General features: G+C 44.9%; 18 protein-coding genes. 11 read left to right on the top strand and 7 right to left on the bottom strand.

Annotation, left to right across the window (positions count from 1 at the left end; all coding sequences use genetic code 11):
* Positions 1 to 2: 2 nt before the first annotated feature.
* From trpD to trpB, 4 genes are read right to left on the bottom strand one after another with little or no spacing between them, the layout of a single operon-like run.
* Positions 3 to 998 (bottom strand): anthranilate phosphoribosyltransferase, encoded by a 996-nt coding sequence (gene trpD, locus BQ7394_RS15805; RefSeq protein ID WP_075558308.1) that lies wholly within the window; start codon positions 996 to 998, stop codon positions 3 to 5.
* Between the two features lie 4 nt (positions 999 to 1,002).
* Positions 1,003 to 1,572 (bottom strand): anthranilate synthase component II, encoded by a 570-nt coding sequence (locus BQ7394_RS15800; protein WP_075558307.1) that lies wholly within the window; start codon positions 1,570 to 1,572, stop codon positions 1,003 to 1,005.
* A gap of 4 nt (positions 1,573 to 1,576) precedes the next feature.
* The gene (locus BQ7394_RS15795) at positions 1,577 to 2,983 is read right to left on the bottom strand and encodes an anthranilate synthase component I family protein (protein ID WP_075558306.1); all 1,407 of its coding nucleotides are present in this window, start codon (positions 2,981 to 2,983) and stop codon (positions 1,577 to 1,579) included.
* A gap of 3 nt (positions 2,984 to 2,986) precedes the next feature.
* Complete coding sequence (gene trpB, locus BQ7394_RS15790) at positions 2,987 to 4,174, bottom strand: tryptophan synthase subunit beta (RefSeq protein WP_075558305.1); 1,188 nt, start codon at positions 4,172 to 4,174, stop codon at positions 2,987 to 2,989.
* Between the two features lie 340 nt (positions 4,175 to 4,514).
* Here trpB and BQ7394_RS15785 point away from each other — a divergent pair, with 340 nt between their 5' ends.
* The 10 genes from BQ7394_RS15785 (at position 4,515) to BQ7394_RS15740 (ending at position 21,581) form a co-directional block, all read left to right on the top strand.
* Complete coding sequence (locus BQ7394_RS15785; protein ID WP_075558304.1) at positions 4,515 to 6,248, top strand: AraC family transcriptional regulator; 1,734 nt, start codon at positions 4,515 to 4,517, stop codon at positions 6,246 to 6,248.
* Positions 6,249 to 6,271: 23 nt separating this feature from the next.
* Positions 6,272 to 7,456, top strand: coding sequence for a THUMP-like domain-containing protein (locus BQ7394_RS15780; RefSeq protein WP_075558303.1), 1,185 nt, complete (start codon positions 6,272 to 6,274; stop codon positions 7,454 to 7,456).
* A 188-nt stretch (positions 7,457 to 7,644) separates the two neighbouring features.
* Complete coding sequence (locus BQ7394_RS15775) at positions 7,645 to 8,247, top strand: RNA polymerase sigma factor (RefSeq protein ID WP_075558302.1); 603 nt, start codon at positions 7,645 to 7,647, stop codon at positions 8,245 to 8,247.
* 16 nt (positions 8,248 to 8,263) lie between these two features.
* On the top strand, positions 8,264 to 9,268 hold the full coding sequence (locus BQ7394_RS15770; protein ID WP_161951802.1) for a FecR family protein: 1,005 nt from the start codon (positions 8,264 to 8,266) through the stop codon (positions 9,266 to 9,268).
* Positions 9,269 to 9,435: 167 nt separating this feature from the next.
* On the top strand, positions 9,436 to 12,852 hold the full coding sequence (locus BQ7394_RS15765) for a SusC/RagA family TonB-linked outer membrane protein (protein ID WP_075558300.1): 3,417 nt from the start codon (positions 9,436 to 9,438) through the stop codon (positions 12,850 to 12,852).
* 12 nt (positions 12,853 to 12,864) lie between these two features.
* On the top strand, positions 12,865 to 14,577 hold the full coding sequence (locus BQ7394_RS15760) for a RagB/SusD family nutrient uptake outer membrane protein (RefSeq protein WP_075558299.1): 1,713 nt from the start codon (positions 12,865 to 12,867) through the stop codon (positions 14,575 to 14,577).
* A 72-nt stretch (positions 14,578 to 14,649) separates the two neighbouring features.
* On the top strand, positions 14,650 to 16,980 hold the full coding sequence (locus BQ7394_RS15755; protein WP_139317721.1) for a DUF5703 domain-containing protein: 2,331 nt from the start codon (positions 14,650 to 14,652) through the stop codon (positions 16,978 to 16,980).
* Between the two features lie 125 nt (positions 16,981 to 17,105).
* Positions 17,106 to 19,361, top strand: a complete 2,256-nt coding sequence (locus BQ7394_RS15750) for a DUF5703 domain-containing protein (RefSeq protein WP_139317720.1) — start codon at positions 17,106 to 17,108, stop codon at positions 19,359 to 19,361.
* Between the two features lie 59 nt (positions 19,362 to 19,420).
* Positions 19,421 to 19,927 carry a DoxX family membrane protein gene (locus BQ7394_RS15745; RefSeq protein ID WP_075558296.1) on the top strand — a complete coding sequence of 169 codons (507 nt, stop codon included), beginning with the start codon at positions 19,421 to 19,423 and terminating at the stop codon, positions 19,925 to 19,927.
* A gap of 4 nt (positions 19,928 to 19,931) precedes the next feature.
* Entirely contained in the window at positions 19,932 to 21,581 is a 1,650-nt protein-coding gene (locus BQ7394_RS15740; protein WP_075558295.1) for a Gfo/Idh/MocA family oxidoreductase, read from the top strand.
* Positions 21,582 to 21,684: 103 nt separating this feature from the next.
* Here the strand turns inward: BQ7394_RS15740 and BQ7394_RS15735 are convergent, their stop codons facing one another.
* The 3 genes from BQ7394_RS15735 to BQ7394_RS25720 form a co-directional block, all read right to left on the bottom strand.
* A complete protein-coding gene (locus BQ7394_RS15735) occupies positions 21,685 to 21,909 on the bottom strand; it encodes an HU family DNA-binding protein (protein ID WP_235848761.1) in 225 nt (74 codons plus the stop codon).
* A gap of 13 nt (positions 21,910 to 21,922) precedes the next feature.
* Positions 21,923 to 22,588 (bottom strand): hypothetical protein, encoded by a 666-nt coding sequence (locus BQ7394_RS15730; protein WP_075558294.1) that lies wholly within the window; start codon positions 22,586 to 22,588, stop codon positions 21,923 to 21,925.
* 305 nt (positions 22,589 to 22,893) lie between these two features.
* Positions 22,894 to 23,313, bottom strand: coding sequence for a hypothetical protein (locus BQ7394_RS25720; RefSeq protein ID WP_139317719.1), 420 nt, complete (start codon positions 23,311 to 23,313; stop codon positions 22,894 to 22,896).
* Between the two features lie 68 nt (positions 23,314 to 23,381).
* Here BQ7394_RS25720 and BQ7394_RS25715 point away from each other — a divergent pair, with 68 nt between their 5' ends.
* On the top strand, positions 23,382 to 23,741 hold the full coding sequence (locus BQ7394_RS25715; protein WP_139317718.1) for a hypothetical protein: 360 nt from the start codon (positions 23,382 to 23,384) through the stop codon (positions 23,739 to 23,741).
* Positions 23,742 to 23,881 lie beyond the last annotated feature (140 nt).

Raw genomic sequence — 23,881 nt, 5'->3', positions numbered from 1 at the left:
AATTAATTGTTTAGTGAAATGAACTTCTTCAATGTTGCCAGTGCTTTACCGCTTTCCAGTGACTCACGAGCTTCGGCGATACAGGTTTCTATCTTCTTTTCGGGACAGATCACCTGGATGGCGAAGGCGGAGTTGGCAATCACACAGTTCTTCTGTGCCGGGGTTGCCGTATTCTTCATCACGCTATCGAAAATACGGGCGGCATCTTCTACGGTTTGTCCGCCGTCGAGATCGGGCTCGGTACAACGGGAGAAACCTAACATTTCCGGAGTATACAATTTCTCTTTTTCCGGCATGGCTACTTTAAACTCGGTCGTCAGGGATATTTCGTCGAACCCATCCAAACTGTGGACAACGGCAAAACGTGTTCCGCTTTCCTGATACGTGTAACTGTACAAGCGAAGTAACGGCAAGTTATATACACCCAGCAACTGATAAGCCGGCATTACCGGATTAACCAGCGGGCCGAGCATATTGAAGAAGCTACGTACTCCCAGGCTTTTACGTACCGGAGCGACAGCCTTCAAGGCCGGGTTGAACAAAGGAGCATGCAGGTAAGCAATGTGGCAGGCATCCATCGATTCTCGGAGTTTGTCGATATTGTTCGTAAACTTGACACCGTGTTGTTCCATCACGTTGCTGGCCCCACTTACAGAAGTCGCTCCGTAGTTACCATGTTTCACCACATTATAACCGGCTCCTGCTACTACGAAACAGGAAGCGGTACTGATATTGAATGTATTTTTACCATCGCCTCCGGTTCCTACAATATCGATCGGTTTGTAGTCGGTCAGGTCGACCGGTACACGCATTTCAAGCAGTGCTTCGCGAAAACCGGATAGTTCTTCTACGGAAATGTTACGCATCAGGAATACCGTGATCAGGCTGGCTATTTGTGAATCGTTATATTCTCCGGCTGCCATCTTTTGTAGTATCTGACGGGCTTCGTCACGTCCCAGATACTGATGTTCGAATAGTCTGTATAATATATCTTTCATTATGTTATGCTTTTAACCAGTTTTCAATAATAATCTTGCCTTTCGGAGTCAGTACCGATTCCGGATGGAACTGGATACCACGTACATCGTATGTGCGGTGACGTAAAGCCATGATCTGTTTCTCTTCCATATCCTCCGCTGTTATTTCCAGGCATTCCGGGAAGTTGTCGCGGGATACGGCCCATGAGTGATAACGTCCAGCACGGAATCCGGGTTCAAGACCGGCAAATAGCGGTTCTTTGGCTATTACCCGGATATCGGAACAAACGCCGTGATGCACGTCTGTCAGGTTGATCAGGGTTGCCCCAAAGGCTTCGCCGATAGCCTGTTCACCCAGGCAAACTCCCAGGATACTTTTTGTCGGAGCATACCGACGGATCAATGGGAGCAGGATGCCTGCTTCTTCAGGGATACCGGGACCCGGCGAGAGAAGTATCTTGTCGAAACGCTCTACTTCGTCCAGTGATATTTTGTCGTTGCGGTGCACTTCCACTTCTGCACCCAGCTCCTTCAGTATGTGTAATAAATTGTAAGTGAAGGAATCGTAATTGTCGAATAATAATATTTTGCTCATACTCTTAGTTCTTTAAAGTTGCTGCCAGGTCGATTGCTTTTTTCAAGGCTCCCAGCTTGTTGTTTACTTCCTGAAGTTCGCGTTCGTCATTGCTTTTGGCAACGATACCGGCACCAGCCTGATAATATAATACGTTGCCACGGCTTACAAATGTACGGATGGTGATAGCCTGATTCAGATCGCCGTCCAGGCCGATAAATCCGATACAACCGCCATAAGCACCGCGGTTATGTTTTTCCAGGTCGGTGATCAGTTGCATGGCGCGTACTTTCGGTGCACCGCTCAGGGTGCCGGCCGGGAAGGTATCTATATAAGTCTTAACGGGATTGCTTTCCCTGTCGACTTCTCCACTTACACGGGATACGAGGTGGATAACGTGGCTGTAATATTGTACTTCTTTGTAGAAATCGACTTGTACATTGTGGGCATTGCGGCTCAGGTCATTGCGGGCAAGGTCTACGAGCATCACATGTTCGGCATTTTCTTTCGGGTCGGCCAGCAAGGCTTCTGTACGCTGTTTGTCTAAAGCCACATTTCCCGTGCGGAAAGCGGTTCCGGCAATCGGGTCGATGCTTACATGTCCTTCCGTCACCTTGCAGTGCGTCTCCGGAGAAGAACCGAAGATGCGGAAACCGCCGAAATCGAAATAGAACAGATAAGGAGAAGGATTGACACTTCGTAATGCGCGGTATACTTTAAAGTCATCCCCTTTGAAAGGTTGTTCGAAGCGGCGGCTCAATACGATCTGGAAAACATCGCCGCGCATACAGTGTTTGATACCTTCGCGCACCATCGCTTTGTATTCTTCGCCAGTGATGGGAGATGTTTCCGGACCTGTCGTCTGGAAGTTATAGGAGGCATAGTTGCGGTTTTCGATCAGTGTCTCTATTTCCTGTAAGTTACTTTTTTCATTTTCCTGTAATAACTCGACTAATGTCAGTTCATTTTTGAAGTGGTTGAATACAAGGATATACTTATATAATATGTATAGCATATCGGGAGCATCGTTTTCTTCATGGTGGGCTTCCATTACCGGGATGTTCTCGAAGTAGCGGACAGCATCAAAGGCTGTGTAACCGAACAGGCCGCATACTTTCTTATCTGCTCCCTCGATACTGTAACGGCTAAGGAAGGCATTCATCGCATCAGCAACGTTATAACTTTCAGTGAGTGGGGTTATTTCCCGGTTTCCGTCGGGGAAGGTTGCAGTGCATTCACCATTGTTGATACCGATACTTGCCAGCGGACAAAGGGCGATAAATGAAAGGCTGTTTTCATTTCCATGGAAATCCGAACTTTCCAATAAAGCTGATTCCGGATAGATATCCCGTACTTTCAGATAAATGCTGACAGGAGTGTGTAGGTCGCCTAAAACCTGTTTGCTTATAGTTTTGAAATGATAATTTTTCATCGGTTACTTTCTGTTTTTATATTCAATATATGTATCCATATCTTTATCTCCACGTCCGGAAACAGTCAATACGACTACATCTTCCGGTTTAAAATTCACCTTGGCAAGTGCTCCTAAAGCATGTGCACTTTCCAGTGCCGGAATAATTCCTTCCAGACGGGTCAGTTCGAATGCCGCTTCCAAAGCCTCGTCATCATCGACTGCCAGGATGGAAGCCCGGTGGGAAACAGACAGGTTTGCATGGATCGGTCCGATACCCGGATAGTCCAATCCGGCAGATATTGAATAAGGCTCTTCGATCTGTCCATCTTCACTTTGCATCACCAAAGTACGAGCTCCGTGGATAATACCCTTTTTCCCCAGTTGGATAGTGGCGGCGCTCATTCCCGAGCAGATTCCTTTTCCTCCGGCTTCAGCCAGTACGAGTTTTACCCGTTCGTCGTCGATAAAATGATAGATTGTTCCTGCAGCGTTACTTCCTCCTCCTACACAAGCAATCAGGTAGTCCGGATTTTCGCGTCCTTCCTGTTCGAGAAGTTGTTTTTTTATCTCTTCGCTGATCACCGATTGCAGACGGGCTACCATATCAGGGTAGGGATGAGGTCCAACAGTAGAACCAATGATATAATAAGTATCGGAAGGATGACAACACCAGTCGCGAATCGCTTCGTTTGTTGCATCTTTTAATGTCATATTACCAGAAGTAACGGGGACAACCGTAGCACCGAGCATCTCCATTTTTTGCACATTGGCATGCTGGCGTTCCACGTCGGTTTTACCCATATAAACGATACATTCCATATTCATCAGAGCACAGACGGTTGCAGAGGCAACACCATGCTGTCCGGCACCTGTTTCGGCAATGATGCGTGTTTTGCCCATGCGACGTGCCAGTAGGATCTGCCCGATCGTGTTGTTGATCTTATGAGCACCGGTGTGATTCAAGTCTTCCCGTTTCAGATAGATCTTACAGCCATACTTTTCGCTTAACCGTTTAGCCAGGTAAAGAGGAGAGGGACGGCCTACATAATCTCGCAACAATTGGTTGAACTCTTGCTTGAAACTTTCGCTTTCGAGTACTTCCAGGTAAGTCTTTTGTAAATCTTCCACACACCGGTGAAGTATCTCTGGGATGTATGCCCCACCGAACTCACCATAGTAACCATTCTTGTCAACTTGATACGTTTTCATCTTTTGTTATATTATTTTAGTTGTATTCCATCTTATTAAAAAAGAAAAAAGGCCTGTCGCAAGTGCGACAGGCCTTCTATGATATCTTTCTCTAGTATATACACAGGACTGCGTTCCTTACGACCGTTTGAGGAGTAAAGAGCGCCACCACCAAAATGTATTTACTATAAATGTTCTCATCTTTGTTTTTGTTATTACGGCAGCAAATATAGATATTCTCTGACAAACTGCAAATGATTTGATGCTTTTTTTGAAAAATATAAGTTTTGCCACTATTCCTTTTTGTGCTATATTTGTCTGTCAGAATGATTTGAGGTAAGAACCAAGCGTATAAATTAAGATGAGAAACCTCTGTAAGAACTTTATTTTTACTTTATTATTTGTATCTGTAAATTGTTTAGCAAACTCTTTGCCACAGTATTCGTTACCCGACACTTTGCTGACGGAAGACTATATATACGAATACACTTTTACCGATTATGATAAGGCTGTACGTATCATTGAAGAGATGCGTCGACGTAACCTCCTGCCGGAACATCGACTCGATATTGCCGAAGGGGATCTTTATTTCAATACAGGTAAATATCACGCAGGATTGAAATATTACCGCCGTGCATTGGAAAGTGATTCGGTGCGGAACAACGACAACGACTATATGGAACAACTCCACCGTATGATCTCTAGTTACGATTGCTTGCACGATGAAGCTCGAAAAGCCTATTATGTGGAATTATTACTGCAAAAGGCTAAAGAATGCAGTAATCTGGTAATGCAATCTGTCGCTCTCTTCAATATGGGCAAGATGATTTACTACCAGGAAGATAAGGAGCGGGGTTACGAACTTGTGAACGAAGCGATAACCTTAATGAAAGAATCGGACTATAAATATAAATACGACAATCTCCGCTATAACTATAACTCCTTGCTGATCATGCAACAACGTGATAAGCGTTACGAGGAAGCCCTGCATACGCTCGACCTCCTGGCTGAAGTTGTAAATGCAGATATTGCAGGAACGCCCTCCATCGGTGGACTGGCAGAGAAAGAACAGAAAACAATGTATGCTCAGCGTGCTGTCCTGCTTTCACGCCTGGGACGGATAGCGGAAGCTGACGAAGCCTATGGCCGTTGGCATTCCATTGGTGATAAATATATGAAAGACGATTACCTGATCTGTCCTTACCTGATGGACAGGAAACGATTTGACGATGTAATAGAACTGTATGCCCCTCGTGAAAAATTCCTTTACGAGCAGAATGATACTATCAATTACCATATGATGACCATTAAGCGTTTACTGGGGAGGGCTTACGCGGCTAAAGGAGACTACCGTTCTTCCTCCGTCTATTTTGAACAACTCGCTGTCCTGACTGATAGTTTGAAGATACGTGAACAGAAAAGTGCTGCCATCGAATTAGCAACGGTATACGAAACCAACGAGAAAGAAGCACAGATCATACAACAAAAGAATCAGCTTGCCATTAGTCGGGTCTGGTTGGTCAGTGCGGGGATTGCTGTTTGTTTACTGGCACTTATCATCTGGTTGATCACACGAAATCTGCACATCATACGCCGTAAAAATAGGGCTATGGTGAAACAGATGAAGGAGCAATTCTCTTTCGGTGAGATGATGGAGAAACGGATACGCGAGTTGGAACGCGATTTATTACAGACTCAATTCCCTTTGGCTGGTGTAGCTCAACCGGAAGTTGCAGCTGATACAGCCAATACACAGGAACAAGTATTGTTTGCAACTTTTCATCGCCTGCTTACGGAAGAACAGCTCTTTAAGAAGCCTAGTCTTACCCGCGATGAGGTGGTAGCTCGGCTGGGTGTCAATAAAAACATGTTGATATCGACTCTTCAGCAATATGCCGGAATCTCTTTTACCGATTATATCAATAATTTGCGGTTGGCTTGTGCTTTGGAACTTTTGTCGGCTATGGATGATGATACGATCGAATTGATAGCTGAAAAATCAGGTTTCGGTTCTGTGCGTACTTTTTATCGGTTATTCAGGGAGAGATATGATATGTCTCCTTCCGACTATAAACGGATTGTGTCGAATCCCTGACGATTTCTTCTTATCTTTGTCGCATGAAACAGACAGACGAATTCAGGCAATTTGTAAAAGAACATGCTGGCGACGATTTGACACGATTGTTGCTGAGTGCTTCCCGTTATCCTTCGGTGGATGTTCCCTTTGCTGTCGAACAGATTGCTTCCCGGCGTCAGATCAGAGACAAACTACCTGTATGGTTTGCAAACGACGCCTTGTTGTTTCCCTCTAAAATATCGGCGGAGCAATGCTCGTCCGAGCAGACAGCTTTGTATAAACAGCGGTTGGTAGAGGAAAGTGATACCCTATGCGATCTGACCGGTGGTCTGGGGATCGATAGTTATTATCTTTCCCGCAAAGCCCGTCATGTCACCTATATAGAACGTTTCCCTGCTTATTGTGAAGCGGCGCGCAATAACTTTTATGTATTAGGAGCTGATAATATCACTATCATGGAAGGTGATAGTACAGAATTGATTTCCGGATTGCCAGAAGTCAGTGCTTTTTATATTGATCCCGCCCGTCGTGGTGAAGGCAATAAGCGTGTTTATGCCTTGCAGGATTGCGAACCGGATTTACCAGCTCTTTTGCCTGAATTGTTCCGTCATGCACCTAAAGTAATAGCCAAACTATCTCCGATGGCTGATATTCAAATGACACTGGATTTATTGCCGGGAACTACCGGGATTCATGTTTTGTCTGTGAAGAATGAATGTAAAGAATTGCTCTTTGTAGTAGAACGCGATACCGTTACGGAATCACCGCTTATCCATTGTATTAATTATACCAGCAGTGGCCAGGAAGAATCTTTCTCCTTTGTCTGGGAGGATGAACGGCAGGAAGGATTGCATTTGTCAGACCGTGTAAAGAATTTTCTGTATGAACCGAATGCTTCTTTGTTGAAAGCCGGAGCTTTTAAAAGTGTGGCCTCTCGTTTCGGGCTTGGTAAGTTAGATGTCAATAGCCACCTTTATACATCGGATACCCGGTTGGATAATTTTCCCGGAAGAAGTTTTCGTGTAGAAAATATACACCCTTTTACAGGAAAACTATGTAAAACTTTATCGCGACTTATTCCACAGGCAAACATTTCTGTACGGAATTTTCCCCTTTCCGTAGACGAATTACGTAAGCGTACAAAGATCGCAGATGGGGGCGATATATATATCTTTGCAACTCAGATAGGATCTGAAAAAATATTGGTAGAATGCCGGAAGGCATAATTCTATTTTTACGTTTACCCCCCTGTCCTTTAAATCAAAGCCTCTTCGCTTGTGCGCTTTTTACAGCCTTGCCTTTCTTATAATCTTCTGGTTAAAATAGATTAATTTACGTTGGGATGATAACGGTTTTAATCCGCCTGATTGTGTAATATATAAAGAAAATAGTGTTACCTTGAGTCACGAAAAGGATGAGACGGGAAGAAATAATATCAGATAATCAGATTCTTATCAAGATAAAATCAGGCGATATTACTTGTTTTGAATACTTGTACCAAAGGTATAAGGGAAAAATCTATAATTTCATTTTAAGTCTTTCCGGTGGCGACTTTTACCTGGCCGAAGAGATTACCCAGAATGTTTTTCTTCGTATCTGGGAAATACGGAAAGATATGAATACAACTGAGTCTGTCTCCTCTTTCATGTATACGATGTCTCGCAATATGTTCTTGAACACAGTCAAACGGCGTGCTCAGGAAGCCCTTTACCAGGCTTCTTTGCAACAGGAATATGAAGAAGCAGAAAATACGGTAGAAGCTGAGATCGAATATAAGTTATTGGAGCAGGAGATCAATCGTTTGATTGAACAATTACCTCCCGCCCGACAGCGGATCTACCGGTTAAGCAAGCAACAACATTTTACGAACAAGGAAATTGCCGAAATATTACATATCTCTGAAAATACGGTTGAATCGAACCTGTATAAAGCGACCTTATTCATGCGGAAGATCCTGTCTCTACGTTATGATGCCGATATAATCATAGTAATGTTTTTGTTGGCAGGGATCGATTGAATAAAAAATGAAGAATATGAAGAGCGAAAAGAATATACATATATTGGAAGATTTTCTCCAGGGAAAGGCCTCTGGCCAGGATATTCGTTATTTACTGTCTCAACTGGATAATGCGGGCCAGTGGGATAGCTGGATGAAAGACAAGTGGGAGAAAGCGGATAGTGAGATTGATACCCGTGTAGAACGTAAAATGTATGAAGACATCCTCAAGGGAACTTCCCGGAAACGGAGTTATTTCACAACCCTTCGTCGATTCTGGAATGTAGCGGCTTCTATAGTGATATTGTTTTTATTCTCGTTTACCGTTTATCTTCTGAAAGATAAAAATGAGAATGCTTCTTTTAAAGATATGACCATAACGGTCGATAAAGGACAGAAAGCTTCGATAACTTTACCTGATGGAACTTTGGTGTGGATGAACTCGGCATCCAGCTTACATTATGGCAAAAATTTTAATGCATCTAAAAGAAATGTAAGACTGGAAGGTGAGGCCTATTTTGAAGTTGCTAAAAATCCGGAAGCTCCGTTTACGGTGATGGTAGGAGATGTCTCTGTGACGGCTTTGGGTACGTCATTTAATCTTAAAGGATACCCTGGTGAACCGTTAGTCTCTGCTCTTTTGATAGAAGGGAGTATAGAAGTCAGTTCGCCGTATGAACATTTGTATGTCCTGCCGAATGAAGTGGTACACTATGATTACAGAAATAAATATTTACAGAAAACACGGTTGGAAGACATACGCACTGTGACTGCCTGGCGCGACAACCGTTTTGTGCTTGATGACCAGAGTTTATTAGAGATAACCAATCTGTTGTCGAGACAGTATAATGTAACATTCCGCTTTACCGATGAATCGTTAAAAGATTATCAATATACGGGAACACTCGGAAATACCAGCCTCCAGAGTATTCTCCAGATACTTTCACTTACCTCCCCCCTGAGCTATCAGATACAGGATAGCATAATTGTTCTTTCCGAAAATAAACAAGTGATAAAGCAGTACAATACTGTGATAAAATAGATTATTCACCTTAAAACAGCATGCCTATGAAGTAATGAACCATGAAAACACCATCAAAAGAGGGAAAACCAGTTAGATTCTCCCTCCTTAATTAACATGACTCAGTGTACGAAGTCGTCTGCAAAACAATTGGTACACTGGCGTTAATCACTTAATAATACAAAATTATGAATAAAAGATCAGATAACAGGCCTAAACACGAAAAAAATGGCCGCTTCAAACATGTATTGACCACAATAATATGCTTTTTACTATTATCTGTCCCGGTTTTTGCTCAGATCAGTATAGATATAAAAGGACAGACGATCAAGCAAGCATTGAAAACAATAGAAAGTAAAAGCTCCTATACGTTCTTTTATAATTCTAAATTTACCGAATTAGATAAGAAAGTGTCGCTAAAGGTAACAGACCAATCGATTGATTTTGTCCTGGGTAAGTTATTATCGGGAACACGGCTTACATTTGAAAAAAAGGAGAACAATCAGATCATTCTTATCCCGGAGGCAACCAGGCAGGAACAAGTTCAGAGTGAACGTACCCGGCGTATCTCAGGGATTGTTGCAGATCAGAATGGAGAACCTATTATTGGAGCAAATGTCGTAGAAAAGGGAACAAACAACGGGACTATCACCGATGTGGATGGAAGCTATTCTCTGGAAGTTCAGCCAAAGGCTGTTTTATTGGTATCTTATATCGGTTATATAACGAAAGAGACCCCGATAGGAACAAATACAACCCTTACTATTAATCTATCTGAAGATACCCAGAACCTGGATGAAGTGGTTGTTATCGGATACGGAACGCAGAAAAAAGCCTCTTTGACCGGTTCCATTTCTTCTGTAAAAGTGGGTGAAGAACTTCAATCCTTATCTTCCTCAAATATGTCGTCCGTATTGGCTGGTACGATGTCAGGATTACGTATCAACAATGCAACGGGGGTACCCGGTGTCGCATCGAAAATTCAGATACGTAATGCAGGTTCGTGGAATGATGCTCCGGCAGTATTTGTTATCGACGGAGTAGTCCGTGAAAAAGACGATTTTGACCGTCTGGATGTGAATGAGGTAGAGAATGTGACGGTATTGAAAGATGCTGCTTCGGCTGCAATCTATGGATCGAGGGCATCCGGTGGGGTTGTTCTGGTAACGACCCGTCAGGGAAAAGAGGGTAAACCTCAGATTCGTTATACCGGTTCCTATGCTGTAGAGACCCCGGGAGTGGAAATGGAACGTACTACCGGTTATGAAACAGCTCTTCTATGTAATTATATTCATCGTAACAATAAGGGATTCTGGTATTATTGGGATGACGAAGAATTGGAGTATATGCGTAATTTGAATGGAGGTGACGGTTTTGATGTTTTAGATGATTCCTATGTCAATCCGATGTCGACTCACCATTCGTTAACCCTGAGTGGTGGTTCCGAACGGGTGAAATACTTTATCAACGGTTCTTATTTCAACCAGAGCGGGTTCCTTAAAAAGATGGACTATTCCCGTTATAATATCCGGGCGAATCTGGAAGCTGCTGTTAATAAGAACCTGACATTGGTTACTCAACTGGCTTCATCATATGGAAATAAGAATAATATAAGCTGGGGATTTGGAGAAGATATGTCCGGTATATATACTCATTTGCGTTGTATCCAGCCGGATTACCGTTCGACGACCAGTGACGGAAAACCTGTGGACTGGGGTTGGGTGGGTAATTTGAAGGAGTTTTCCAACGAGGCGAATTCCGGATATAATAAAGACGAAAACCAGATGTCTGATGTCCTGCTGAGGCTCGAATATAAGATCCCTTATGTGGAAGGATTGAAAGCCAAGGCACAATTCTCCTATTCTTATCAGAATATGTATAATAAGACATTTAATAAGAAACAGGACCTGTATACAGTGAAGAAAGAAGGTTCCCATGGACATATCTGGACTGATGAGGTGATCGGTACGATCAAAAGTTCCGAACCAGCAAAGGAATATATTAGTCAGCGAAGCGACCGTTTCAAGTTTTATCAGTTGAACCTGCAACTGGATTATGCCCGGACGTTCGGTAAACACGATATTGCTGCATTATTTGTTTATGAACAGAGAGAAAGCTGGGGACGGAAGTTGAACGGAGCCCGTGAGAATTTCCCGGTACTGATCAAAGACCAGTGGTTTGCCACCAGTTCGGCTCGCTCCGATTCGTATGTGGATGGTAGTGACGAGGAGAAAGGCCGCTTATCGTATATCGGACAGGCGAATTATGGGTTCGATAACAAATATCTATTGAATCTTTCGTTACGTGTAGACGGTTCGATGAACTTCCCGAAAGGAAAGCAATACGGTTATTTCCCTGCAGCTTCAGCAGCCTGGATTATATCCAGAGAGGACTTTTTTAAATCGGACGATATCCAGTTGCTGAAACTCAGAGCTTCTGTCGGTTTGACTGGTAACGATAATATTATCGGATGGCAGTGGCAGGAATCATATAAGTATGGTTCAAATGCTTATCTGGGAACAACTCCGGCTACGAATCCGGGTATTCAGTTTTCGGGTATCGTGAATCCGAATGTGACCTGGGAAAAGTCTTTGTCTTATAATATCGGGGTCGATATGTACCTGAAAGATAAATGGGTTTTCAATATAGATGGCTGGTTCAGGAATACGTATGATATCCTGGGCGACCGTATTTTGTCTATTCCTACCTCCTTCGGTTTCACCATGCCGAAAGAAAATTATGGTGAAGTCCATTCAAGAGGTATTGACCTGGAAGCGAGCTATAAGGACAAGATCAAGAATGTCAGTTATTATGTAAAAGGTATTTTCTCGTATGCCACTAACGAAGTCATTAAAAGAGACTTTGTACAGGATGCCCCGGATTATGACAATCCGATCGGTCGTCCGCTTAATTACATTAAGGGATACAGAGATGCCGGTATTATCCGTAACCAGCAGCAGTTGGATGAATTGAATGCTTCTTACAAACAGCAGTTCGGACAAGACCATGAATATACGGTGTTTGGTTATAAACCGGAACTGGGAATGTTGATATATAAAGACCTGAGTGGCCCGAACGGCGTTCCCGACGGAAAGATCGACTCTTACGATCAGGATGTAATATGTAATTATTCAGCACCTCCGTTCAGTGTCGGTCTGACGCTGGGAGCAGAATGGAAAGGTATCTCCATCGAAGCCTTGTTCCAGGGTGATTTCGGATATAAGCGAGGACTGGATTCCCGTTATCTGAATTTATATGAATGGAACAGAATGCCCCGGAAGTGGATGGACCACTGGAGTGAAGAAACTCCGAATGCTTATTTCCCTGATCCGAAAGGGGCAGATTCATTCAAGAGTTATAATTACACGTCGACCTTTACGATCCATAATGCAAGTTTTGTCAAAATGCGTTATCTGAATGTCGCTTACCGGCTACCTAAGCCCGTATTGAATTATATCGGTTTTATAGATAATGCCCGTTTATTTTTCTCTGCGACCAACTTGTTGACGATCACTAAGTTTGATTTCTGGGATCCTGAACTACCTTCTACCGGTTCATATCCGAATATGAGATCATTTAATTTTGGTATAGACATAACCTTCTAAATAGCTGGAAATATGAGAAAACTAATTAATATATCAGGTATAATGCTTCTGGCATTTATCTGCAGTTGTACATCCGTTTTGGATAAGGAAGACTTCTCTGCGATTACTCCCACGGATGTCTGGGAAAATGAAAATATGATCGATGCAGTATTGAACGATATTCACGGAGCATTGCTGCCCGGTTGGTCCTATAACGGTTGGCTCTCTGACGAAGCAGCCCAGCCGAACGATGGCTTTGATGCTTTTTTACAAGGGACAGCCACGATCGACTCATGGGATAACTGGCCTTATACCCATATCGAGAAAATCAACTTTTTCCTGAGAAATATCGAACAGACGACGTTCGACGACCGGAAACCGGGTTGGCGTGGGCAGGCACTGTTCTGGCGTGCCTGGTGCTATTTCAATATGGTGAAAGCGTATGGTGGGGTCCCTTTAATCCTGGAGCCGCAAGATGTATCGAATAAAGAGTCTTTGTTTATCGAACGTTCGCCTACATCTGTTTGTTTCGAACAAATGATAAAAGACTTGGATGATGCAATTGCCGGTTTACCGGACTCCTGGGATGCCGGTCAATATGGACGTATCGACAAAGGAGCAGCTATGGCATATAAAGGACGGATTCTACTGTACTGGGCTAGTCCCCTGTTTAATCCGGACCGGGATATTCAGCGTTGGACGAAAGCTTACGAAGCAAATAAGGCAGCCGTAGACTATCTGACCGGGCAAGGAAAAGGTTTATATCCGGATTTTGCCAATATTTGGTATGATGAAAGAAACCAGGAGGTGGTGATGGTCAACCAATTCTTTGCTCCGGATCATAAATTCTACCAGGGAGGAATACGCCCTATGTCTTATACCAGAGATGCAGTAGCCCAGAACTTGCCGTTATTGAATACAGTCAATGCTTTTCCGATGCGTGACGGTTCCGATTTCGATCCGACTAAACCTTTGGCTTACGATACTCTGTTCAAATCGCGTGAAGACCGTTTTTATGCGACAATAGCTTACAATGGTTGCGACTACCGGATCAAAGAACTGAATCCCGGTGAACATTTATGGATCGGAAGAACACCGGACGGTGCTTCGCTGGAGTTTCTGGTACATAATCCGGCAGAGAACTTTGAACCGGCTTTCACTGGCTTTATGACGAAAAAGAGCGTAGACCCCAGTATCGAAAAAGCGACGGTGAATGATGCAACAGTCGATTGGATAGAGATCCGTTACGCAGAGGTTTATATGAATTACGGGGAATGTGCCAATGAAATAGGGAAAACGGACGAAGCGTTGAAAGTCCTGTATGATATTCGTAAGCGTGCCAATATCCTGCCGGGTAACGATAATCGTTATGGTATAAAAGAAACTTCGGTGAATGATATCCGGGAACGTTATATCAAAGAACGTTTTATTGAATTCCTGTTTGAGAATAAGAGGTTGGATGACCTGAGGCGTTGGCGCAGGTTCGATATTATAAATAACCAGAAAAAGCGTTATGCTATTGAATCCTGGTTGAAGCCGGGGATGGAGATTCCGAAGAAAACGGATGATATCAATGAAATCTGGAATCATTTTGAAATAAAAGTGGTGGAAGAAAGTCCGAGGTATACGTATAATATGAAAGATCAGTATTATTTTTATGCGATCCCGAAGAAGCATCTGGATGCAAATTCTAAATTGCAGCAGAATAATAACTGGGATGGAGGAACATTCGATCCGCTTAAGTAAAGAATAAAAAGTTGTTCGGGAATGATCTTTATGGAGTAGTTCCCGGGCAACCTCCTTTTAAATGATAGTATTATGAGAATACAATTAATCGCATTGCTGATAGTCACATTTTGCTTGTCCGGTTGTAAAAATAGAAAATCGGAGGAACTGTTGTCCGATTATAATATCCGTTGGACAACTCCCGGCAAAGATGTAACCGGTTCTATGCCGGTTGGAGGAGGAAATATTCAGCTGAATGCTTGGAGTGAAGCAGGCGATATCCTGTTCTATCTGGGAAGTACGGACTCGTATCTGGACAATGGCTATACATTAGGGAAACTGGGACGTGTGCGGCTGAGTTTTCATCCGAATCCTTTCGGTAATACTTTCTCCCAGGAATTACAGTTGAAAGAATCGGAAGTCGTTTTTTCCGGGGATAATGGTTTTAAGTTGACTTTATGGGTAGATGTCTTTAACCCGGTAGTGCATGTAGAGATGAATTCGGATATCCCGCTGGAGATTAAAGCCGGTTACGAAACCTGGCGGTTTAACCAGGAATACCGGGATAACAAGATATTGTTTTATCATCGGAACCTTTCTACCAATATTGTATTGGAGAATATGATCAAAGATCAGAAGGCTGAATCGTTTCGTGATAAGATCACTGACCCGATTGTCGATCTGACTTCGGGAGGTTTGATTTATGCAGATCACTTTGTCCCGTCTGTTGCCGATAGTGGAATTTATATGGGTACTCCCTATAAGACACTCCGGATAAAATCGGAAAAGCCTTTGCAAGCAATGGATTTGCGGGTTGCGGTTCGGATCGAACAAGATCGTTCCCTGGAGCTATGGTGTGGCCAATTGGACCAGCTGGCAGATAGAACCCGTGGTACAAAGGAGGCAGATCGTTTAAAAAGTCTGGATTGGTGGGATGACTTCTGGGATAGAAGCTATATCCATATCAATCCGTCTATGGATGCATCGATTGCCGGTACAGCCGATATTCATTCTGATTCAGTTGCCGCTGCCTGGCAGGTAGGACGTAATTACCAATTATTCCGTTATATGCTGGGTTGTTCGCGTGGAGCCAGACATCCGGTGTTGTTCAATGGAGGAATCTTTAATTTTGATAATGAGAACGGAAAATTACCGGAATACCGCAACTGGCAGGAATGTGAATTTATGGCCCAGAACCAGCGGTTGGTATACTGGCCATTGTTAAAGACAGGAGATAACGATATTATGCAACCGGTCATGAATATGTACCGTAATCTGGTTGATCTGCAAAAGGCTAGAGCGCAATATTACTGGGGACTTGAAGGTGTCGCTTATCCCGAAGGACTTAATATATACGGACTTCATTCTGTTTATCAGGATCCGGAGATCATGGTGGACTGTTTTAACCGTTGTCCTTCCCGGAAACGGACGGAGTATGGGCATAGTGGCTATATTCATCTGGAACACCATTACACATCTATGCTCGATTTTGCCTATATGTTGCTGGAAGCAGCCCGTTTTGGAAAAGAAAGTTTACAGAACCAGTTGCCGATGATAGAAAATGCGGTGAAGTATTACGATAATTATTACCGGAAAAGCCGATTGCAACGTAAAGGTGCGGAATTGAATGAGAAGGGCAAACTGGAGCTTTATCCGTCCAGTGCACTTGAACTATATGCCGGAGCTAAAAATCCGACCGATGTGGTTAGCGGGTTGCAGGCTTTGGTAAAAGGAGTCTTGTCGTTTCCCCGTAATGAACTGACGGATGAGCAGTATAATTATTTCCGAGAGGTCTCAGCTTGTTTACCGGATCTTCCTACGGCCGGTAAAGAGGGATATACAGTCTATCCTCCGGCAGAAAGTTGGGAGTTGGAGGGGGATCAGCATAATATGGAATTTCCTCAACTTTACGTTCTTTTCCCGTTTGAATCGGTCTCATTTGAAGATGCGAAGGGATTGAAAATAGCGGAGAATACCTGGTTACATAACTCAAAAGCTTCAGCCCAGAAAAATTATATCTGCTGGTTCCAGGGAGGAATTTATACCGCCCATTTAGGGTTGACACAGGAAGCAAAAAACTATGCAATGAATAAGTTTTTGCATCCGGATGGACCCGGAGGAGACCCCCAGGTAAAGAAAATGCGCTTTCCGGTTTTCTGGGCTAACCCCGGTTTTTGTCACTGTCCTGATATGGATCACGGAGGTTCGGCAATGGTGGGTTTGCAGGATATGTTGATGCAGACTCCGGAAGATAAGATTTACCTGTGTCCGGCGTGGCCTGCCGATTGGGAGTGTGATTTTAAATTGCATGCTCCCTACAATACCATTGTTCAGGGAAAGATCACCGATGGAAAACTCTCGGAACTGGAGGTGATACCTGCTTCCAGGAAGAAAGACGTGATTGTCATGAATGGATTCAGGTAGTTCTGTATATTAATAATATTACAAAACCGGAAAAGAACAAGATGATACAAAAGAATATATATTTCCTGATTATATGTAGTTGCATTTTGTTTGCAAGGGAAACAAATGCAAAAGTGGAAAACAGCTTGAAACAGTATAACATCGTATGGAACGAGCAGTCTAACGGATCTAAGGAGTCGATGCCTTTGTCCGGTTGTAATGGATATGGAGCCAATGTCTGGATGGAGGAGGGGACACTGTATCTTTACCTGGCATCGAATAACAGTTATGATGAAAATGGAAATCTGTTGAAGCTGGGAGGTATCCGAATACAAATGGAACCTAACGTGTTTGGCGGAATGAACGATTTCCGGCAGGAACTGGATCTGTATAATAGCCGGATTATCTTATCCGGAAAAGACGGGAGCGGAAGGACAGCCTCTTATACCCTTTGGATCGATCCTGTTTTTAATGGTGTACATGTAGAGGCGGAGAGCTCTGTTCCTGCAAACATAACGGCTTCGTTTATTACCTGGCGGGACCGGGATGCAATTGTGAATCAGGATAACTGGAACAGGCAGGGGACGGAAACGACGAAAGCGGACAATGTGGAACCGGTGGATGGGAAATTGTTCTGGTATCATCAGAACAAGACTTCCGATATACTGGACAGGATGTTGGAGAAACAGAATTTTACAGCCTATAAAGAGCTAATCCCCGATATCACCCGGAATCGCATATCCGGAGGTCTTATCTGTGGTGAAAATTTGCAGTATAAAGGAAAAGAACCATTTGCTTTAGGTGTGTGGGAAGGTAGTGCATGGAATTTGGCAACTGACCTTCCTCAAAAGAAGCATACGCTGCACATACTAATGAATTCGGAACAGAATCCGGATCTGTCGTCATGGAAAGGCGAGTTGATGGGCCGGGCTCAGGCTTTACCCGCTACTCTGAAAGGGTTATGGCAAAAACACCGGGATCGTTGGCATACATTCTGGGATAAGAGTTATATCTTTATTAATCTCGATAGAGGATCGTCTGATCCGGGATTCCAGGTCGGGCGTAATTATCAGTTATTCCGTTATATGTTGGCATGTAACGAAGGAAATAATCTGCCGCTGAAATTTAACGGGGGTATTTTTACCTTCGATCCTCTGGAAAGGAAAGATTGTCCGAATATGCCGGAAGAAGGAGGGTATTTCAGGGAAGGAACTCCCGACTTCAGAGGCTGGGGTAATCTGTTCATGTCGCAGAATCAACGGCTTATCGGCTGGCCCGGACTGGCTTCGGGTGATTATTCACTGGTAGAACCTTCTCTATTGTTTTATAAAGATCGACTGGAAGTGGCCGAACAAAGATCCCGTTTCTACTGGAAACATGAAGGGGCAGCATTTGCGGAGCATCTTTCTTTATATGGCCTGCCGGTCAATAATCTGGCAACACCAACTGGAGAATCTTCAGCTGCACATTTGAAATATCATTTTTCGATGCAACTGGAATTTGCCTATATGGCATTGCTTTGGGCGAAATACTCCGGGCAGGATATAGACAAATACTTACCTTTCATAACATCTGTTGTCCGCTTTTTCGAAGAACATTATAAAGCTGAGCAGAAAAAGAGGACAGGGCAGGAGTTTGATGCGGACGGGAAACTAGTATTGTATCCTATCAATGGGTTGGAGATATTCAAAGAGGCGGTAAATCCGGTGGAAGTAGTTGCCGGGTTGATAGCAGTGACCGACGAGCTACTAGCCTATCCGGCCGGTTCTGTTCCGGATGATATACGATCTTATTTTGCTGATTTATCCGGGCGGTTACCATCGATCAGATATGAGGAGAAAGCTGGTAAATCTGTGATTAAACCGGCTTACCAATATGACAAAGCAGATAATACGTGGGAGTTTCCTGAAATGTATACTGTTTTTCCTTACAACCTGATCAGGTTAGGGAAAGAAGAAGGATTACAGGAAGCGATAAACACCTGGTATAATTTACCAGCCGACAGGAGGAGGGCGCTTGATTTCTGGAGTTGGCAATGTACTCCGGCTTATGTAGCTCTGCTCGGACAAACAGGCGAGGCAAAGCGGTTGATCACCGAAAAGATGAGTGATAAGAACGCAAATGTGAAGTTTCCAGCTTTCTTTGGCCCCGGACATGACTGGATCCCAGATTTTAACTGGGGAGGCAGTGGTATGGTTGCTTTGCAAAAGATGTTATTGAATAGCGGCGGGGGGTATACGAATCTGTTTTCAGCGTGGCCGGCCGATTGGGATGTGTCTTTCAAGCTCTTTGGCTATGGAGGAAGTGTGGTTGAATGTACATTCGAAAAAGGAAAGGTGGAGCGACTGGTTACTAGTCCCCGTAACCTAAAGATTTGTAATTTTAACGGTTATAGCTTCTAAATCAATATTGTTGTCTGGATTTTATCCCTATATTTGCGGGGTTAAATCAAATACATGAAATGATACAGAAAGATTCTTACACTTCTGCGCAGTTGACCGCGATGGTTGTACTGCGATTATTTATTGGTTGGCATTTTGCCTATGAAGGGTTGGTGAAGATCCTGAATCCAAAATGGACTTCATTGCCTTATCTGATGGATTCCAAAGGTTTTATGTCAGACTTTTTCTCCGGATTGGCTAGCGATCCGGCTATGATGAACATGGTCAACGCGTTGAACGAATGGGCATTGCTGTTGATTGGTCTTGGACTGATTACAGGTGCTTTCAGCAAACTCTCTTCTATCGGGGCAATGATATTGCTTACGTTTTATTACCTTTCCCATCCTTCATTTATCGGTGCACAATATATGATGCCGTTTGAAGGATCTTATCTGTGGATAGACAAGAATCTGGTCGAGATGGCGGCATTAGCTGTATTGTTGGCTTTCCCAACCTCTCATATTATCGGGCTGGATCGCTACCTGAAAAAAGCGATCCCCTTATTGTCTAAACTCAAACTAATGTAATATCATGGCAACAGAAAATAACAACAATACTCCGAAAGAAAATAAAGGCCCTGAATCGGAAGGCCGACGCAATGCCCTGAAGGCACTTGCCACTATCCCTGTATTGGGTGCACTGGGCTTTGGTGTTTACAGGAAACAACAATACGATAAAAAAACGAAAAGCCTGGGCAGTTCTTTCCGTTTCGATAAGGAACATTATATGATCCCTGCCCAACCGGACGGAAAGAAGATACGTATCGGGATGATCGGTTTCGGTATCCGTGGTAAACAGTTGATGCGTGGTGCCGGTTTCGCCGAACCATCCTGGATCGACGGACTGATCGAAGGAGCAAAGAATGACAGTAAGGACAAGCGTTACGAACAATTCCTGCAACAAGACGATCTGAATATCGAAATAACCGGCGTATGCGATATCTTCGATGTATATGGTGAAGCGGCTGTACTGGCTGCCTCCAACATCCACCGCGAAGGATCGAACGGTACTTTCGGCAAGGCTCCGAAGCGTTACAGAACCTATCAGGAACTGTTGGCGGCCGACGATATCGACGCCGTTATCATTGCGACTCCCGACCATTGGCACAGTACGATGGCGATGGAAGCGGCCAAGGCCGGCAAGCATGTGTATGTAGAGAAACCGCTTTCGTGGACGGTTCCCGAAACTTATAAGGTACGGGAAGTGGTGAAAGAAACCGGTATTGTATTTCAGTTAGGTCACCAAGGACGTCAGACCGACAGTTATATCCGTGCTAAAGAGATCATCGACAAAGGCCTGATCGGTAAAGTATCCCTGATCGAAGTATGTACCAACCGTAACGATCCGAACGGAGCCTGGGTGTATCCGCTGATCGACGGTGCTTCCCCCGAAACGATCGACTGGAAACAGTTCGAAGGACCGGAAGAACGTATCAAGGAATATACCGACTATATGACTTCCAATAACCTGCAACGGTACATAGGTCCTGATCCTCGTGATAAGTTCAGCCTGGAACGTTTCTTCCGCTGGCGTTGCTGGTGGGATTACAGTACAGGTTTGAGCGGTGACCTATTGACACACGAATATGATGCGATCAACCAGATATTCGATGTCGGTATTCCTCACTCGGCAACCTCTTCCGGTGGCGTCTATTACTTCAAGGATGGCCGTACTGTGCCGGATGTATTGCAGACTACCTTCGAATTTCCGGATCGCGATATGACAATGTTGTATAGTGCCACCCTGGCGAGCAACCGTCCGCGTGGTAAAGTCATTATGGGACACGACGCCCAGATGGAGCTTTCCAATACGATTACCCTGAAGGCCGACCCAGCTTCCGAGATCTATAAGGAGAAGATCGACAAGGGAATTATCAAACCGAATGAACCATTTTACACCTATGTACCGGGACAAAATTCGGTGGATGCCATCACGTCGCCTACTGAGTTGTATTTCGCCCAACGTGGCCTGCTTTATACGTATGTAAGCGGCAAACGTTACGACACAACTCACCTCCATATACGCGAATGGCTGGAATGTATCCGTCAGAACAAGCAACCCAGTTGTAATATCGATGCTGCATTCCAGGAAGCCATGACCGCCCACATGGGAACCCATGCTTATCTGGAAGGACGTACGATGTACTGGGATAAAGAGAAAGAAGAGATCGTAAGAGGATAAAAATTATAAAGCAAAAGAAGCTGCACATTATATAGTGTGCAGCTTCTTTTTTACCTATTATTGAGCTTCTTTAATAACAGTTTCCCCGGTTTAAACTTGACGCTTACTCTGGGGAGATCATGCAGGAATTACCAGTTTGGGGATTGCGGCCGATGCGGCTGGTTTGATGCCAGGGTGAGAAAGAACCGAAACCATGCAGGGCAATATCGTTTTCGGAGTTTAGTTCTTCTGCCATCGTATCCAACAAAAGATTCAGTATATTCCAGCAAGCTGTTTCCGTATATGCGGTGCGGCTGGATATAGATTTTACCAATTCTGTTTTATTCATATCCTTCAATGTTTTATTTACGGGTGACCGTCTGTTTAACATAAATCGTGTCCCGTGCCGTTGCATTGGCGGCATTGCGGATTAACAACAAGGCAGAACGTTCCTCTGTGGGAGCAGACTGAGCCGCCAGGTTGATCGTATAAGAACGTTTGATACCTGTCGATGCTTTTGTCTCGACAGGATCACCTTGAGTGACTGTGATCCATTCACTACCGGTATACTCCTCCGGGTAAAATACCAGGGCATCCGAATCGAAAGAACAGATTGCCATAAAAGAGAAAGAAGCATCCATATTGGTTGCCGGGGCACTGACGGTCTTTTTATTTTTATCCGTGTCGCTGTAGCTGCAACCGGTGCCTGTACAAGTCACTCTCGAAATCTCCGGCGTCGCTTCGTTGGTGATGTCGATGCGGGCGGCGAGGCGTTCCATTGCCAGTGTGAAGGCGTTATTCTCTTCTTTTGCCAGTTCGTGACGGACGTAGCTGTACATGATAAAGGCGCGGCGGGCGGGGTCGTCGATCCCTGTGCCGGGGGTACACGCTGGCATTTCGATGGCCCACACCAATACGCTGTCTTGCAGGCCCTGCCAGGTGATGATCTGGCTGTAATCGTAGTCTTCGTGCAGGTTGGCTACAGCGACGATGTCGGCTATGTAGCCGCCTCCGGCTGTCAGTATCACCTCAGCGGTGTACTGGCGGCTGTCGACGGCTGTTTCGGTGAGGTGTACGCGGTTCGGATCGTCGGCGAGGGTCGTTGTGCCGTTGTCGGGGGCTTTTCATTTGACTGGGCGCCGAAGGCGTCGCCAACGGCGCGGGTGGCGGCTCCCTGCCCCAGACGGGCAGAGAGCCGGAAACCGGTTTGCGGAACCGTAGGGGGTTCGCCGCTGGTGATCTCCTTCTCGGTGCAGGAGGCAAGGAGGAGGGAGAGGAGGAGGAATATGTATTGTTTCATAATTATTTAATTATTAAATTGTTTGTGAGTTGTTTACGGTATAGTAGCCTCAATCTCTGCCTGATAAACATCCAGGGTGATAACCGGGTTATCCGAACCGTTGGAGGTTACCGGATGCTCGCATTTGATGGTTACCGTGGCATTGCGTGTAGCTGCACCGGTTCCTGCACCGCCTGTTTCAGTCTGTCCTGCCGCTGTGATCTTCAGAACCTTGCTGCCCGATCCGCCAGTGATAGCTGCACCGGTGGCGTCTTTGGCATTGCTGAAGGTGAGCCAGGTGGCCGGTGTGGCGGTCGGGTTACCGTCGGCATCGTTTTCGACGGCAGTGACTGTCCAGTTGTCGTTGGTGATGAACTGAACCGATTCGGAGATCGTGCCACCGGCGGTCGTTGTTGCCGGGAATTCGATCTGGTTGCCGGTGATATGGCGGTCGTCGAGGGTGATGACCGGCACGGAGGCAGCCTGCTCCTGTAAGGGGCAGCGGTAGTCTTGCCTACCGGGAAACCCAATGTATAGTCGTAATGCTGCGGAACATCGCCGGTCTGGGCGACGAAGTCGGTAAAGCCGTCGCCGGAGCGTTCGCTCTCTTTTTCAATGGTTCCCGTGGCGGCTATTCCCGCCTGGATGATTACCAGGTCGTGGTAGATAGTCGTATCCTGCCGGTCGTAGAGGCGGATGGTTCCGGTGCGCGTCCGGGTGGTGTCGTTGGCAAGGAGGTCGAACTTAATGCTTTTGGCATGTTCGTTCAATTTCGGTTGTTCGGTGACATGTATCCAGGCGGCGTTGTAGCCTTTGGCAAGTTCCCATTCGCTGACGGCTTCGACGGCTACATTCACCGCTCGACCGTTACCGTTGGCACGGGCGGTGGGGAGGGGCAGTAGCTGGCCGGAACCACCGGTAGTCACTTCGGTCAGCGGAAATTCCACACAACTCAGGGCTACGCTGCCGAGCGACATTTCGTAGTTTACCGTGTCGCCGATCAGCCAGTCCTGTACGGTGATGGTGGCTTTCTGCTTTGTCG

It is taken from the genome of Parabacteroides timonensis (genome assembly GCF_900128505.1).
Lineage (GTDB): Bacteria > Bacteroidota > Bacteroidia > Bacteroidales > Tannerellaceae > Parabacteroides > Parabacteroides timonensis.
Note: the sequence above shows the minus strand (reverse complement) of the source record. Positions and strands in the feature narration are given on the sequence as shown.